Below are 13,588 nucleotides of genomic sequence, written 5' to 3' on the forward strand. Positions count from 1 at the left end.
CTGAATCGTGGCGAGGTTCTTATAGATGCGCTATCAGCAGGGAGATACCATCGTCGCCATTGCGACGCCGCCCGGAGAGGGGGGCGTCGGCATTTTGCGCCTCTCTGGTCCAGCCGCCCTACGCATTGCCAAGGCCCTCTGCGGACTGGCCCCGGAAAGCCCGAACTGGCCCGCCCGATATGCCCATTTCCGGCGTTTTTACGGCCGCGATGGCCAGGGCATAGATCACGGTATTACCCTTTATTTCCCGGCACCGCATAGCTATACCGGTGAAGACGTGGTCGAATTACAGGGACATGGGAGTCCTCTGGCACTGGCCGCCTTAATGCAAGAATCGGTCGCTTATGGCGCCCGTGCAGCGCGGGCAGGTGAGTTTACCGAACGCGCTTTTCTCCATGGCCGTCTGGATCTGGCCCAGGCGGAAGCCGTGGCAGACCTCATTCATGCGCGCAGCGAAGCGCAGGTACGTGCCGCTTCGGCAAGTCTCGAAGGCGCTTTTTCCAAGGCTGTCGACGCCATCTATGGGCAATTATTACAACTTCTTGCCCTGGTGGAGGCCGGGCTGGATTTCAGCGAGGAAGACCTCGGCACTGCGCACGACAGCGCTGTTCATCATGGTCTCGAAACCTTGCAGAAGCAGCTGCTTCACTTGCAACAGCAAGCCCGGCAAGGTGCCCGTCTCGCCCGGGGTGGTCGCGTCATTCTTGCCGGTCGCCCCAATGTTGGCAAATCCAGCCTGATGAATGCGCTGGCCCAACGGGATGCGGCCATTGTTACACCGGTTCCCGGAACTACCCGTGACCTGCTGCGCGAGGAAATCCTGCTCGACGGCCTGCCCGTAGAACTCATTGATACGGCAGGTCTCAGGGAATCTCAGGATCTGGTTGAGGCAGAAGGTATTTCCCGGGCGCGGCAGATTTTGCAAAGTGCCCAGCTGATATTGCTGGTTGCGGACGCCCACGCTGGCTGGCAAGCAGAAGACCAGGCCATTCTCGATGCCCTGCCATCCATACCCAGATTAATTATCTGGAACAAGCAGGATCTGGTAACCCGCCTCCCCAAAGCACCGGCCCACGAAGCCTGCCTGGCCATTTCTGCGCTGGTCGGAAATGGTTTGGATGCCCTGAAAGCAGAAATCATGCTGCAGATGGGTATGGAAAACAGCGCCTGTGTGTTCAGTGCCCGGCAACGCCACGTGGAGGCACTGGCCGACACGACCGAAAAAGTGGCAGAGGCCGTGCACATGCACCATAGCGCAGCCTCCCCGGAACTGCTGGCTCAGGCGCTGCGGGAAGCGGCCAATGCCCTGGCGCAAATTACCGGAAAAATTGATGTGGAAGATATTCTCGGAGAGATTTTTTCGCGCTTCTGTATCGGTAAATAAACGCAGATCTTCATAATATAAAAAGGGCTGGATAACCCTCCAGCCCTTTTATTTTTTCAACTATTGCTAAACCTCATTCGACGCTGATTTTCCGTCTTTTGGCAGATTCCGCCTTGGGTAAGACCAGCTCCAGAACGCCATCTTTATAGGCTGCCTTACTCTGGCTGGCATCCACATCAACAGGCAACTGTACCGTCCGTGAAAAATCACCATAACGGCGTTCACGATAAATGTACTTACCTTCTTCTTCCGTATTGTTTTCTTCCTTGCTGCCGCTGATATATACCTGGTTACCATGAACCTGGACATCCAGCTTTTCCTTATCCATACCGGGTACTTCGGCGCGAATGACTATTTCGTTATCCCGGTCCAGGACATCAATATGAGCAATATGTGCGCGCACTGAACCATTCTGATTACCGTTATTTACCGGACGAAAAACGCCGGGCAAAAGGGAATCAAAAAACTGCTCTACCGGATCCACCGAACGCACCGACTGTACTGAAGAATTCTTTTCATCAACCATGGAATAATCTCCTTAATTCATCCCGGTGACCTAATCACCATGCTCCAGTTAATGGGGCTGCGAAAAACCATTTTCAAGCCCTGAGAGAAATATTGTTGAAGAAATAATTCAGTATGGATAATCCCAGCCCTCCGGCTGATCCTTGAAACGACGATGCACCCACCAGTATTGTTCCGGGGCCTTGCGAATGGCAGTTTCCAGCACGGTATTCATGGCCGTGGCGTCTGCCACCGCTGCACCCGCAGGAAAATTTTCGGGCATGGGCACAAACTCCAGTCGAAATCCCTGACCACGGGGCAGACGGTAGGCAAACAGACCGAATACCGGGCTCTGCCGGCGCAGGGCCAGCCGCCCCAGCAAAGGAGTGGTACAGGCGGGTCGCCCAAAAAAAGGGGCATAGTCTCCTTCCCGGGGATCCACATTCTGGTCCGGCAAAATACCCACCACCTGATGCTGCTGCAAAGTATGCAAAAGAGGACGAATGCCCTCTTCCTTGGACGTCAACCGTGCGCCACTGCGTCCCCGACCTGCAGCCATCAATGCATTTAACGCCGGGTTGCGGGTGTCCATATACAGCACCGTCACCGGCCAGCGATGACCAATATATTGTACGGCCGCTTCCCAGGCCCCCAGGTGGGCGGTAAACAAAATGACACCGCGTCCTTCTGCCAGCGCAGCATCCACCTGTTCCACACCGCGCACCTCACGAATCAGCCGCAAAGCCCGGGGCAGGGGCCAGAACCACAGGGGTCCCAGTTCCAAAGCCGCCTGGCCCAATGTGCGAAAATGCTGGCGTTGCAAATCGTGGCGCTGCACCAAAGAAAGATCGGGAAAAGCAATGGCCAGATTTGCGTCCACCACCTGGCGGGGTCGCCGCATAATCCGCCGGGCGACATCGCCGAGCGCGGAACCCAACGCCGCCCGCCATGAACCCGGCAAAACGGCTGCACCACGCAGCAGGGCGACAATCAACCACACCTGCAACCGCTGTCCGGGGCTTGCCCTGGAGGATTCGACTGATGATTTAGTCACCTGATTCCTGATCTGTTCCGCAAAGCGCACATCATAAACGCGGGACCGGTCTTTTGTCGCTGTCTTCCCCCCACCTCCACCCTTCGTTATATTCGGGGTATGAAGATTTCCACCAACAATGATCTGGTTATTCTGGGGGGGACTTTCGATCCCATCCACTACGGGCATCTGCGCGCCGTAGAGGAAGTCCGTCAGGCCCTCAAGACTGCCGAGGTGATGCTGATTCCTGCAGGTCACCCGCCGCATCGTAAAAGTCCCTGGGCTGCCGCCCAACATCGTCTGGCCATGGCCCGCATTGCCGTCGCCCACCACCCCCGTTTTGTCGTCAGTGATCGAGAGGTGGGACGTGAGGGGCCGTCCTATACCGTGGACACCCTCCGCACCCTGCGTCTGGAACGCCCGGATGCCTTGCTGGCCATGGTCATTGGCATGGATGCCTTTTTGCGTTTTGATACCTGGCGCGACTGGCAACAGATTCTGGAATTAACCCACCTTATCGTCACCGGACGACCGGGCTGGCCAGCTGCCGAACTCCCCGAAGCCTTGCGGCAGACCCTCTATCAACGGCGTTGCGACGATATCCACCAGCTCCACCAACAACCCGCCGGCTTCATTTTTTTTCAGACCATCACCGCACTGGAAATCTCCGCGACCAGTATTCGCAGCCTGTTGGCCAACGGCCAAAGTCCGCGCTTCCTGTTACCCGACGAAGTATTGGATTATATTGAGAGCAAGGGGCTCTACCAAAGCCCGTAATTCGACACAAAGGATTATTGCACTTGGCGACAGCAGAAAATCTCCGCGACATTATTGTGACTGTTCTTGATGAACACAAAGCCCTCGATATCAAAGCCATCGACGTCCGTAAACAGACCGACATTACGGATTATCTGATTATTGCCTCCGGCACCTCCGACCGTCATCTCAAGGCCCTGGCTGATCATGTCATGGCCCGCATGCGCGAAGAGGGCGTCCGGCCACTAGGAAAAGAAGGGCTCAGCGTGGGTGATTGGGCACTGGTGGATCTCGGCGATGTGGTAGTTCACGTCATGCGCCCTGAGGTGCGCGATTTTTATCAGCTCGAACGGCTCTGGGGAGAACTTCCCCAGATGCGTGGGCAAAACGAACGCCGCTGATTATTGATGCGGCTCCGGATTCTTGCCATCGGCAACAAAATGCCGGCCTGGGTGGAAAGCGGTGTCGCTGAATATGCAGCCAGAATGCCGCCGCAGTGTCGGGTGGAATGGCGCGCCCTGCCAATGGCCAAAAGGGGGCGCAGTGGCGACCCGATCCGGTGGCGGCGTGAAGAAGGCGAGCGAATACGCAGTGCCACGCCTGCAGGGTCCGAGAAAGTCGCTCTGGAAGTGGGTGGCAAAGTTCTGAGCAGTGAAGCCTTGGCGCAGCGGATGGATGCCTGGTTTCTGGGTGGCCGCGACGTCACCTTCTGGATCGGCGGGCCGGATGGACTGGACCCCGAACTACACGCTGACTGGCAATGGTCACTGTCGGCATTAACCATGGCACATCCTGTTGTGCGGGTAGTTTTAGCGGAACAATTATATCGGGCCTGGAGCATTCAGGCCGGATTACCTTATCATCGTGGCGCAGAGGAGTGACGCTGACGTGAAGCAAATGTGGATAAAACCGGGAGTCATCCGGATAAGTATTGCCCTGACCCTGAGTCTCGGACTGAGCGCCTGTGCGCAAATGGTGGAAGTCAGCCCCCAGCAGAGCAGTTCGGATGCCATTGCCGTGCAGGCAGGGCGGGAGCACATTCTGGCCCTTTCACCCGCCGTCAATGATGCCCAGCTGGCACCGGTTAAAAGCGCATTGACAGCGGCTCAATCCGCGCAGTCCCGGGGCGATTATCTCCTGGCAGAGCGTGAGACCCTGCTGGCGAAAGTATTGCTGGATAATATTCAGGTTCGTCTCAAGAGCTCTCCCGGCAGCAGCCAGCGTCAGGCCCTGCAGAGCCAGATCGCCAATCTGCAAAGCCAGATCGCCGCAACCCACCAGCAAATAGATGCCACCAAGGCACAAATCGCCAAGGAGTCTCAATAATGCGCGCCCACGCTCTGATTGCTGCCGCCCTGTTGTTGTCATTTCCCGCGCTGGCCAGTGCTGATGTCGCAACCACCCGGGTATTACAACAATCCCTGCAACGCCTGCACAATGCCCAGCGCAGCGGCCCAGCCATTCCGCCAGCTACTTTATCGGCCTTGCAGGAATCCCTGCAAATGATGACTCGTGATCAGGTCAATCCGGCAATATTTCAGGTCGACAAAGCCATTTTTGACGCCCGGATGGCGGGCCTGCAGGAACAGCGCCAATCTATTCATCAACAGACCAGCCTGAATAAGCTACAACAGCAGGTGCAGTCCCTGACCAGGCAGCATCAGGCCCTGCAAAATGAATATGCGCAATTACGCCAGCAATTGGCCAGCAAAACCATGACCGGCGCGCAAACCCAACATTTGCAGGCAGAAATTCAACAACAAAAACAGATGCTACAGGCTGAAGAAAAGCATCTCGCCAGCCTTGCAAAACAAGCGCCAAATTCGCTAAACGGCTTATCTAGCAGTACCGCCATTACCAGCACCACGAGCCTGCCTGCTTATGGCAAGGCTTTGACCGTATATGCCCGGGTGCAGGCCGCCAGCGATGGGGTGCATGTCTCCATGCCTGCCGATAGTCTTTTTGGCAGCGATAACCGCCTCAGTAGTGATGGTGAACAACGTTTGCAGGCTATTTCCCGCATTCTCAAACAAAGTAATGCCCATGAAATTCTGGTGCGGGTAGCGCCCCAGCCGCTGGGAGCCAATGCGGCCACCCAGCGCGCCGAAGCCATTTTGCGCAATCTGCGGCGTAATGGCGTCCCCGACCAGTCTCTGGCCCTAGCGACGGGGTCCGGCCTGGCAGCGGGAACCGCCGAGCTGCTTCTGGTGAATGCCAGCCCCACTTCGTGAGCAAGCTGATTCTGGCATCGGCTTCTCCCCGGCGACTGGCCCTGCTCCGGCAACTGGGCTATGACCCGCAGGTGCAGGTTGCGGATGTCGATGAAACCGCACAGGCCGGTGAACGCCCGGAACATCTGGCGCAGCGCCTGGCGCGCAGCAAAGCCACGGTCCTGGCCGGAAGTCATCCAGAAAATCTGATTCTTGCCGCCGATACGGTGGTTGCCCTGGCCGGACAAGCATTTGGCAAGGCCCGCGACGCTGCCGACGCCTATGCCATGTACGCGAAACTCGGCGGGAAAGACCATCAGGTCCATACGGCAGTTGCCCTGCTGCATGATGGACAGGTCGATGCAATCCTGCACAGCAGCACCGTGCGCCTGCGCAACATGAGCCCCCAGGAAATGGCGGATTACTGGGCCAGCGGGGAACCCGCAGACAAGGCGGGGGCCTATGCCATACAGGGCCTGGGTGCGATTTTTGTCGAACATCTTCAGGGCTCGTTCAGTGGCGTCATGGGCTTGCCCCTTTTTGAAACAGCCCGGCTTTTATCTCAATGCGGCTTTCCGCCACCCGCATTTTCAGGATCCACATGAGCGAAGAACTTCTCATCAATGTCACTCCCCAGGAAATCCGCGTCGCCCTGGTAGATAACGGCGTACTCCAGGAACTGCAGGTAGAACGCAGCGGCCATCGCGGACTGGTCGGGAATATATACAAAGGCGTCGTGCGCCGGGTATTACCCGGCATGCAGGCCGCCTTCGTCGATGTCGGACTGGATCGCACCGCCTTTTTGCATGCCGCCGACATTCAGGATGACAGCGAGGAACTGAACGGCGAAACCGACATTGAAACACGCCCCGGTCATCATGAAGTCCGCAATGTTTGTACCCTGTTGCACGAAGGTCAGGAAGTTCTGGTCCAAGTCATCAAGGATCCGGTCGGCAGTAAGGGCGCGCGGCTGACAACGCGGATTACCTTGCCGGGAAGATACCTTGTCTACATGCCCTTTGTTCCCCGTATCGGGGTTTCCACCCGCATTGAGTCGCCGGAAGAACGATCCCGGCTCAAGGACGAACTCAAAGCCGCCATTCCTGCTGATGAAGCCGGTGGCTACATCATCCGTACCCTGGCAGAAGGAGTTGAACATCAGGACTTTGTCGGGGACATTGATTTTCTGCGCCGCCTGTGGAGTTCAATCCGCCGCCAGTTGGAAAACAGCAGTGCGCCCTGCCAGATTCACAGTGATTTGAATCTCGCCATGCGCATGATGCGCGATGTCATGTCGGACAACATCGAGCAGGTGCGCATTGATTCCCGTGAGACTTATGAGGCGGCAGTGGGTTTTTGCCAACGCGTCATTCCGGAAGTCGCCGACCGCATGGAGCACTATAGCGGCGAGCGCCCCCTCTTTGATCTCTATAATGTGGAAGATGAAATTGAAAGGGCCTTGCAAAGCCGGGTCACCCTCAAATCCGGCGCTTACCTGATCATTGACCAGACCGAGGCCCTCACAACGGTGGATGTAAATACCGGGGGATTTGTCGGGCGCCGCAATCAGGAAGACACCATTTTCAAAACCAATCTGGAAGCTGCCGCTGCCATTGCCCGACAAATGCGTCTGCGCAATATTGGCGGCATGATCATCATTGATTTCATCGACATGGATGATGAAGAACACAAAAGACGGGTGCAGCGCGCCCTGGAAAAAGCCATTCAGAATGACCGCACCCGCTGCAATATTACCCAGATTTCAGCCTTGGGCCTGGTGGAAATGACCCGCAAGCGCACCCGCGAAAGCCTCCGCCAGACCCTGTGCGAACCCTGCTCTTATTGTCATGGTCGTGGTTTTCTGAAAACGGCAGAAACCATCTGCTACGAAATCCTGCGGGAAATTGTCCGGGAAAGCCGGGCTTATCCTGCCGAGCGCTTTGTCGTATTGGCTTCACCCATGGTTATGGAAAAACTGCTCGACGAAGAAAGCACCAGCCTTGCGGCGCTTGAGGAATTCATCGGCCGCCCCATCAAGGTACAGGCAGAAGCCACCTATACCCAGGAGCAGTACGACATCATTTTGATGTGAATACTAATCCTACCCCCTCAATCTGGACCTTGCGTGATAATCTGTGGCCGCAGGCGGGCAATAATTTTCGCGCTTAATACGGCACCCAGGGCGGCCGGTCCCGGAAAGGGACCATGTGCTTCGCGAAAAGCGACAATGGCCGCAGCACGCTTTTCTCCCACACCTTTCAAACAACGCAACTGTTCAATACCGGCCTGATTGATATTCACTTGGGGTGGACAGTTTTTACCTTTACCCCAGGCCATGTTGACGCCCAGCAAAGTTGTCAGAAACAGCACCAAAACATAGCGCCACAACGACGGCATGCTAGCCTCAGCCCTGTAAGGCCGCCCGAATCTGATCTCCCATGGCAGCCAGCTCCGCTGCCGGCGTATCCGTAGCATGGGCAAAATTCAGGTCCGGAATAGCGTTCATGGGAATCAAATGGACATGGGTATGGGGAACTTCCAGTCCGGCAACCATAATCCCGACCCGTTTGCATCCGGTGACTTTTTCCAGCGCCGGAACCACGCGTTTGGCAAACGGTAATAGTCCGGCGAGGGTCTGATCATCCAGGGTGAAAATATAATCATGCTCCTTTTTGGGAATAACCAGGGTATGTCCGGGACGGACTGGGCGGATATCCAGAAAAGCCAGATAATGTTCGTCTTCCAGCAGCTTCTGGGCAGGGATCTCGCCGGCGATAATACGGGTAAATAAAGTGGTCATGCTTCCTCCTTCAATTGTGCCAAAACCAATTCTGCAGCATCCAGGGTGGCCTTGATTTCAGCATCACCATGCGCCGCAGAAACAAACCCGGCTTCGTAGGCACTGGGTGCCAGATAGACGCCTTGCGCCAAAAGCCCATGAAAAAAACGCGCATAGCGCTGGCTGTCGGCACGCATGACCGCATCAAACCCGCGTACAGGTTCGTCGCTGAAAAACCAGCCAAACATGGCCGGAACCTGATTAATCTGTAACGGAACAGAGGCAGCCTTGGCGCGCTCCGCCAGTCCGTCACATAATTTTCGGGTTTGCACGGCCAGTTTGTCATGAAATCCCGGCTCGCTCAGCAACTGCAAAGTCTTTAGGCCCGCCGCCATCGCCACCGGATTCCCCGACAGGGTCCCCGCCTGATAAACCGGGCCGTTAGGGGCCAGATATTCCATGATTTCCCTGGAACCGCCCAGTGCTCCCACCGGCAATCCGCCGCCGATGATTTTCCCGAAAGTCGTCAAATCCGGGCGCACCCCATAAAGGCTCTGGGCACCTCCCAACGCCACCCGGAAACCGGTCATGACTTCATCAAATATCAGGATCGTTTCATACTGGTCACAAAGCGCTCGTAAGCCTTCCAGAAAACCTGGCTCTGGTGGCACACAACCCATGTTGCCCGCTACCGGCTCGACGATGATGGTGGCCACATCAAAACCATATTGCTGCATCATTTGCTCTACAGCAGACAAATCGTTGTAAGGCAGGACCAGGGTATCCTGACTGACTTCCCGGGGGATCCCGGCACTGGAGGGCTGCCCCAAGGTCAGGGCGCCGGAACCGGCCTTGACCAACAAACTGTCACTATGGCCGTGGTAATTCCCCTCAAACTTGATGATTTTATCCCGGCCGGTATAACCCCGGGCGAGGCGAATAGCCGACATCACCGCTTCGGTGCCACTGGAGGTCATGCGCAGCAACTCAATACCCGGAACCAGACGGCAAACCATTTCGGCCATGTCCACTTCAATAGCGGTGGGGGCACCAAAACCCAAACCCTTGTCCACCTGGGCATGAACGGCGGCCCGGACCTCAGGATGATTATGACCGAGAATCATCGGCCCCCACGAACCTACGTAATCTATATAGCGTTTGCCTTCCACATCCCAAAAATACGCGCCTTCGGAATGGTCCATAAAGATGGGATCTCCGCCCACACCACGAAAAGCCCGTACCGGAGAATTCACACCGCCGGGAATACACTGCCGGGCTGCCTTGAATAAATCGTGAGAAGTCTGGGTCATCATTACTCCTTGGGAATATTCCTGGGATGATCAAATAATACCGCAAAGCGCCGAGCGGCCGCTTCCACCTGTTCCGATGCAAATACCCCGGAAATCACCGCCAGGGCATCAGCACCTGCAGCAATCAGCGCTCCTCCATTATCCTCGGTAATGCCGCCAATGGCGACCAGTGGAATATTCAGTTCCGCTCGGGCCTTTCGCAAAACCTGCAGATCTACGCGAGGGGCCTGCGGCTTGCTCGGCGAGGCAAAAAAAGCACCAAAAGCCACATAATCCGCCCCTGCCTTCACGGCTTCCCGGGCTTTATCCAGCGAAGCATAGCAGGATACGCCAATGCACAGATCACGACCAAAGGCCTGGCGTAACTCGGCCAAAGGCGCATCTTCTGCGCCGACATGCAAAGCCGGAGCCTGAACCGCTCTCACCAGATCGGGGTCATCATTCACCACAAACAGCGCACTATACTGGGTGCAAAGTTCACGCAAGGCACCCGCCTGCCGCCGTCGCCGCGCATGTTCCTGCCAAGGGTCGCCCTTATCCCGATACTGCAGGATCCTTGCCCCACCCCGTAAAGCGGCTTCGGCTTTGTCCAGGAAAACCGCTTCCGGCATCCAGTGCGGATCGGTAATAGCATATAAACCGGCAATGGCTTTGCGTGTTTTTACAGGCATTTCATGAACTGCTTTCAGGATGATAAAAACGGTTGGGGAAAAACTGGCCACTCCCCAGAGGATAGGCATGCAGCAGCGCGTCATGGGTGAAAGCCAGGGCCGCTTCTATAGCCTGCATCACCGCCTGGCCCTTGGCCAGACCCGCAGCAACCGCTGAAGCCAGGGTACAGCCTGAACCATGATATTGATGCGGGAGGCGTTCCTGAATAACAGTCTGCCGCAAAATGCCCCCCTGAAAAACCAGGTTTTCCAGCCTCGGGCCTTCGCCATGCCCCCCGGACAATAAAACCCATTGGGCACCCTGCGCATTGAGCAGGACGGCGGCAGCCCGCACGTCTGCTGCACCCGTCAAAGCCAGCGCCTCAGGACCGTTGGGCGTGATAATGCTGACCTTTGGCAAAAGTTCGCTGCGCATCGCCTCCAGCAATCCCGATCCCGCCAGGGAAGTCCCTCCACCAGCGGCCAGAATCGGGTCCAGCACCACAGGAATCTGCGGGTAAGCATCCAGGAGTCCGGCCAAGGCTCTGACCATCTCAGCGGAGCCCAACATCCCGATCTTGATCACCCGTACTGGAATATCATCCAGAATGACCCGGGCCTGCTGCAGGCATTCCGCCGGGTTCACCAGACTAAAACGCCGAACATTGACTGAGTCCTGAATGGTCAGCGCAGTAATGGCAGTGCAGGCGTGGACACCAAGACGGGCACAAGTTAACAGATCAGCCTGTATGCCTGCGCCAGCACTGGGGTCGGAACCGGCAATACTGAGCACAACGGGAGGTATTTCAGCGCGTTCGGGCATTAACATATTGTGCATGGACAAACCTCAAATCCGGCAGGAAAATTGCTTTCACTTGCCACGCAAATCCTATCCTAACGACATCATTCATGGAGGAAAACCACATGCGGCAATTGCCGGAGTTGAGTCTAGCAGAAAAACTGGTCCATACGGGATTTATTTTCCTGGTGGGGTTGGGCCTTTTGGTCGCAGAAGCCTATGTATACGTTACAGTAGGTGGTAATAATGGCCTTACAGTACATGCTGTTGCCGAACATTATTATGGCAATCGCAGTTCCAGCACGCTGCAAACCGTCCTGCCGCGCATGATGGGTTACGCAGGGATGTCGGCAGCTGATAAACCGAAAATGGTTGCCGCCGTCAATCACTGGATTGCTTCGGGCGAAACCGAGGCGGATTACAATCAGGCCATCAAACCCTTGATCGCCGGAAACTGTTTGAAGTGTCACAGTGTTGCCATGACCAAGGTCCTCCATAACCCGCCTTTGGTTACTTACGGTGACGTCAAAACCGTGGCTAAGGTCGATACGGGCATGAGCCTCAGTACCATGCTGCTGAACGGTATGATTCACCTGACCATGCTCGGCGTAATCTTTTGGGTGGCTGGCTGGATATTCAGCAAATCGCGCTTCCCCAACAGCATCAAATATCCATTAATTATAATTCCTTTTATTGCCATGCTCGTGGATTTCAGTGGCTGGTTCCTGACCCATCAGAATCCGGCTTTCGTCTGGCTGGTACTGATTGGTGGAGCACTGTCCTGTCCAATTGCCTTGCTGGAAATGCTCCTGAGCCTGATCCAGATGTGGTTTGTGAAGCCGCGACTTCAAGCTGCCTGATCAAATTGTATCCCCCAGAAAGGTCAGCCCCCGCATGGGGGCTTTTTCGTCAGATTGTGCTGTATTTTCTGTGGATAACTTTGTGGATATAAAACATAGAGTCCCGAATTTTCAGGCCTGTTACATTTTTGAAACGGTTTTTCTCCCTTTTTAAATTTATTTTTACATTAAAAACAATATATTAAAAAACATACCGAAAGCATATTAAGAACAAAGCGCCATAAGCTCCTTATAAACACTTTGTGGAAAACTTATTCATCCCGCTGCGGTTTCAGAGTGCCCGCACAGAACTCAAACGCCTTTCGGAGAGCCGCTTTTCCGAGCCTTCCCTGCAACCCGGGCAAACAGGCGGTCATAAAAAGCAATGGGTAAGTGCCGCAAAATCATTCCCACTATCCCCATCTGCCAGGGCACAACCAGCCAGGCCTGACCACGGTCGATGGCCCTGCGCATTCTCTGCGCCGCCTTCTCCGGAGCCATCAGCCAGGGCATGGGATAGTGATTGGCTGCCGTCATCGGGGTGGCAATATAACCTGGAGCGATACAACAGACGCGGATACCCTGAATCCTCAATTCCAGTCGCAGACTTTCCAGATAGGCAATCACCCCCGCCTTGGAGGCACAATAGGCAGCTGCTCCAGGCAGGCCGCGAAACCCGGCGACACTGGCAATTCCGGCAATGCGCCCACCCTGCGCCATATAAGGCAGAAAGGCCGTACAGGTGTTATCCATCCCGAGCAAATTGGTGGTGATGATTTCGGCAAAAACCGGACGATCATTCAGCTCTCTGGCCAGAGTCCCATGACTGATTCCTGCATTGGCAATCAACACCTTGATTTCACCAAATTCATCCGAAAAATTTAACGCGGCCAGATCCAGACTTGTCACATCACCCACATCAACTTTCAGCACCCGCACAATAGCACCTCGGGACCGCGCCAGAGTCGCCGTAGCTTCGAGGTTCTGCAGACTGCGCCCCAGGAGTAACAGCGGCCGGTCCGGTTCCGCATAAGCCAGTGCCAAGGCCTGTCCGATCCCACTGCCCGCTCCGGTAATTACGACAGATCCCTTCGCCATAAAAATTCTTCCTTTGTAAGATCAGCGAGATACCACAGTTAATGACTTATCCTGTTTCATATGTAAATCGGATCATGAATTATTATTAAAAATATCATAAAAAATTATTTTTATCACTGTTAATTAATTATATCTTTATAAATCATATAAAACAGAATAAACAAATAAATCATTTAAAAAACATGATGATAAACTATTAATATTGAGCTTTACAGGGATAGATAAA

The 13,588-nt window shown here is 55.2% G+C and carries 17 protein-coding genes; 9 read left to right on the plus strand and 8 right to left on the minus strand.

All coding sequences use genetic code 11. The annotated features are described in order from the left end of the window. Nucleotides 1-25 precede the first annotated feature (25 nt). On the plus strand, nt 26-1,384 hold the full coding sequence (gene mnmE, locus BLW97_RS14310; RefSeq protein ID WP_075323506.1) for a tRNA uridine-5-carboxymethylaminomethyl(34) synthesis GTPase MnmE: 1,359 nt from the start codon (nt 26-28) through the stop codon (nt 1,382-1,384). A 73-nt stretch (nt 1,385-1,457) separates the two neighbouring features. Here mnmE and BLW97_RS14315 read toward each other — a convergent pair whose 3' ends face one another. Continuing rightward, the gene (locus BLW97_RS14315; protein ID WP_010640479.1) at nt 1,458-1,910 is read right to left on the minus strand and encodes an Hsp20/alpha crystallin family protein; all 453 of its coding nucleotides are present in this window, start codon (nt 1,908-1,910) and stop codon (nt 1,458-1,460) included. Nucleotides 1,911-2,018: 108 nt separating this feature from the next. Continuing rightward, complete coding sequence (locus tag BLW97_RS14320) at nt 2,019-2,942, minus strand: lysophospholipid acyltransferase family protein (RefSeq protein ID WP_242947817.1); 924 nt, start codon at nt 2,940-2,942, stop codon at nt 2,019-2,021. Between the two features lie 99 nt (nt 2,943-3,041). Between BLW97_RS14320 and nadD the strand changes: the two genes are divergently transcribed. From nadD to rng, 7 genes are read left to right on the plus strand one after another with little or no spacing between them, the layout of a single operon-like run. Further along, entirely contained in the window at nt 3,042-3,698 is a 657-nt protein-coding gene (gene nadD, locus BLW97_RS14325; RefSeq protein ID WP_024894333.1) for a nicotinate-nucleotide adenylyltransferase, read from the plus strand. A 23-nt stretch (nt 3,699-3,721) separates the two neighbouring features. Continuing rightward, on the plus strand, nt 3,722-4,078 hold the full coding sequence (gene rsfS, locus BLW97_RS14330; protein ID WP_010640473.1) for a ribosome silencing factor: 357 nt from the start codon (nt 3,722-3,724) through the stop codon (nt 4,076-4,078). A gap of 6 nt (nt 4,079-4,084) precedes the next feature. Then, nucleotides 4,085-4,558, plus strand: coding sequence for a 23S rRNA (pseudouridine(1915)-N(3))-methyltransferase RlmH (rlmH, locus tag BLW97_RS14335; protein ID WP_075323507.1), 474 nt, complete (start codon nt 4,085-4,087; stop codon nt 4,556-4,558). 16 nt (nt 4,559-4,574) lie between these two features. Next, nucleotides 4,575-5,003 (plus strand): hypothetical protein, encoded by a 429-nt coding sequence (locus BLW97_RS14340; protein ID WP_075323508.1) that lies wholly within the window; start codon nt 4,575-4,577, stop codon nt 5,001-5,003. Then, a complete protein-coding gene (locus BLW97_RS14345; protein ID WP_075323509.1) occupies nt 5,003-5,908 on the plus strand; it encodes a hypothetical protein in 906 nt (301 codons plus the stop codon). The genes BLW97_RS14340 and BLW97_RS14345 overlap by 1 nt, the downstream gene beginning before the upstream one ends. Further along, nucleotides 5,905-6,492 (plus strand): Maf family protein, encoded by a 588-nt coding sequence (locus BLW97_RS14350; RefSeq protein WP_075323510.1) that lies wholly within the window; start codon nt 5,905-5,907, stop codon nt 6,490-6,492. The genes BLW97_RS14345 and BLW97_RS14350 overlap by 4 nt, the downstream gene beginning before the upstream one ends. Further along, on the plus strand, nt 6,489-7,979 hold the full coding sequence (rng, locus tag BLW97_RS14355; protein ID WP_075323511.1) for a ribonuclease G: 1,491 nt from the start codon (nt 6,489-6,491) through the stop codon (nt 7,977-7,979). The genes BLW97_RS14350 and rng overlap by 4 nt, the downstream gene beginning before the upstream one ends. Before the next feature lie 17 nt (nt 7,980-7,996). On the opposite strand, the gene BLW97_RS14360 is transcribed toward rng, so the two are convergent. From BLW97_RS14360 to thiD, 5 genes are read right to left on the minus strand one after another with little or no spacing between them, the layout of a single operon-like run. Continuing rightward, complete coding sequence (locus tag BLW97_RS14360; RefSeq protein WP_077218441.1) at nt 7,997-8,284, minus strand: ComEA family DNA-binding protein; 288 nt, start codon at nt 8,282-8,284, stop codon at nt 7,997-7,999. Nucleotides 8,285-8,291: 7 nt separating this feature from the next. Further along, nucleotides 8,292-8,687, minus strand: coding sequence for an HIT family protein (locus BLW97_RS14365; RefSeq protein ID WP_010640458.1), 396 nt, complete (start codon nt 8,685-8,687; stop codon nt 8,292-8,294). Continuing rightward, nucleotides 8,684-9,976, minus strand: a complete 1,293-nt coding sequence (gene hemL, locus BLW97_RS14370) for a glutamate-1-semialdehyde 2,1-aminomutase (protein WP_075323512.1) — start codon at nt 9,974-9,976, stop codon at nt 8,684-8,686. Before hemL ends, BLW97_RS14365 begins: the two co-directional genes overlap by 4 nt. A gap of 2 nt (nt 9,977-9,978) precedes the next feature. Then, on the minus strand, nt 9,979-10,647 hold the full coding sequence (gene thiE / locus BLW97_RS14375) for a thiamine phosphate synthase (RefSeq protein WP_075323513.1): 669 nt from the start codon (nt 10,645-10,647) through the stop codon (nt 9,979-9,981). A 1-nt stretch (nt 10,648) separates the two neighbouring features. After that, nucleotides 10,649-11,464 (minus strand): bifunctional hydroxymethylpyrimidine kinase/phosphomethylpyrimidine kinase, encoded by an 816-nt coding sequence (thiD, locus tag BLW97_RS14380; protein ID WP_010640452.1) that lies wholly within the window; start codon nt 11,462-11,464, stop codon nt 10,649-10,651. An 86-nt stretch (nt 11,465-11,550) separates the two neighbouring features. Between thiD and BLW97_RS14385 the strand changes: the two genes are divergently transcribed. Beyond that, nucleotides 11,551-12,285 carry a hypothetical protein gene (locus BLW97_RS14385; RefSeq protein ID WP_031572679.1) on the plus strand — a complete coding sequence of 245 codons (735 nt, stop codon included), beginning with the start codon at nt 11,551-11,553 and terminating at the stop codon, nt 12,283-12,285. Nucleotides 12,286-12,576: 291 nt separating this feature from the next. On the opposite strand, the gene BLW97_RS14390 is transcribed toward BLW97_RS14385, so the two are convergent. Next, nucleotides 12,577-13,362 carry an SDR family oxidoreductase gene (locus BLW97_RS14390; RefSeq protein ID WP_031572681.1) on the minus strand — a complete coding sequence of 262 codons (786 nt, stop codon included), beginning with the start codon at nt 13,360-13,362 and terminating at the stop codon, nt 12,577-12,579. Between the last annotated feature and the right edge of the window lie 226 nt (nt 13,363-13,588).

Source organism: Acidithiobacillus albertensis (assembly GCF_001931655.1).
In the GTDB taxonomy this organism is placed as follows: Bacteria; Pseudomonadota; Gammaproteobacteria; order Acidithiobacillales; family Acidithiobacillaceae; genus Acidithiobacillus; species Acidithiobacillus thiooxidans.

What these genes read in the sequence shown, in the direction of transcription:
- mnmE (WP_075323506.1), top strand. Translation starts at nt 26, where the DNA reads ATGCGCTATCAGCAGGGAGATACCATCGTCGCCATTGCGACGCCGCCC.
- BLW97_RS14315 (WP_010640479.1), bottom strand. Translation starts at nt 1,910, where the DNA reads ATGGTTGATGAAAAGAATTCTTCAGTACAGTCGGTGCGTTCGGTGGAT.
- nadD (WP_024894333.1), top strand. Translation starts at nt 3,042, where the DNA reads ATGAAGATTTCCACCAACAATGATCTGGTTATTCTGGGGGGGACTTTC.
- rlmH (WP_075323507.1), top strand. Translation starts at nt 4,085, where the DNA reads ATGCGGCTCCGGATTCTTGCCATCGGCAACAAAATGCCGGCCTGGGTG.
- BLW97_RS14340 (WP_075323508.1), top strand. Translation starts at nt 4,575, where the DNA reads ATGTGGATAAAACCGGGAGTCATCCGGATAAGTATTGCCCTGACCCTG.
- BLW97_RS14345 (WP_075323509.1), top strand. Translation starts at nt 5,003, where the DNA reads ATGCGCGCCCACGCTCTGATTGCTGCCGCCCTGTTGTTGTCATTTCCC.
- rng (WP_075323511.1), top strand. Translation starts at nt 6,489, where the DNA reads ATGAGCGAAGAACTTCTCATCAATGTCACTCCCCAGGAAATCCGCGTC.
- BLW97_RS14360 (WP_077218441.1), bottom strand. Translation starts at nt 8,284, where the DNA reads ATGCCGTCGTTGTGGCGCTATGTTTTGGTGCTGTTTCTGACAACTTTG.
- BLW97_RS14365 (WP_010640458.1), bottom strand. Translation starts at nt 8,687, where the DNA reads ATGACCACTTTATTTACCCGTATTATCGCCGGCGAGATCCCTGCCCAG.
- hemL (WP_075323512.1), bottom strand. Translation starts at nt 9,976, where the DNA reads ATGACCCAGACTTCTCACGATTTATTCAAGGCAGCCCGGCAGTGTATT.
- thiE (WP_075323513.1), bottom strand. Translation starts at nt 10,647, where the DNA reads ATGCCTGTAAAAACACGCAAAGCCATTGCCGGTTTATATGCTATTACC.
- thiD (WP_010640452.1), bottom strand. Translation starts at nt 11,464, where the DNA reads ATGCACAATATGTTAATGCCCGAACGCGCTGAAATACCTCCCGTTGTG.
- BLW97_RS14385 (WP_031572679.1), top strand. Translation starts at nt 11,551, where the DNA reads ATGCGGCAATTGCCGGAGTTGAGTCTAGCAGAAAAACTGGTCCATACG.
- BLW97_RS14390 (WP_031572681.1), bottom strand. Translation starts at nt 13,362, where the DNA reads ATGGCGAAGGGATCTGTCGTAATTACCGGAGCGGGCAGTGGGATCGGA.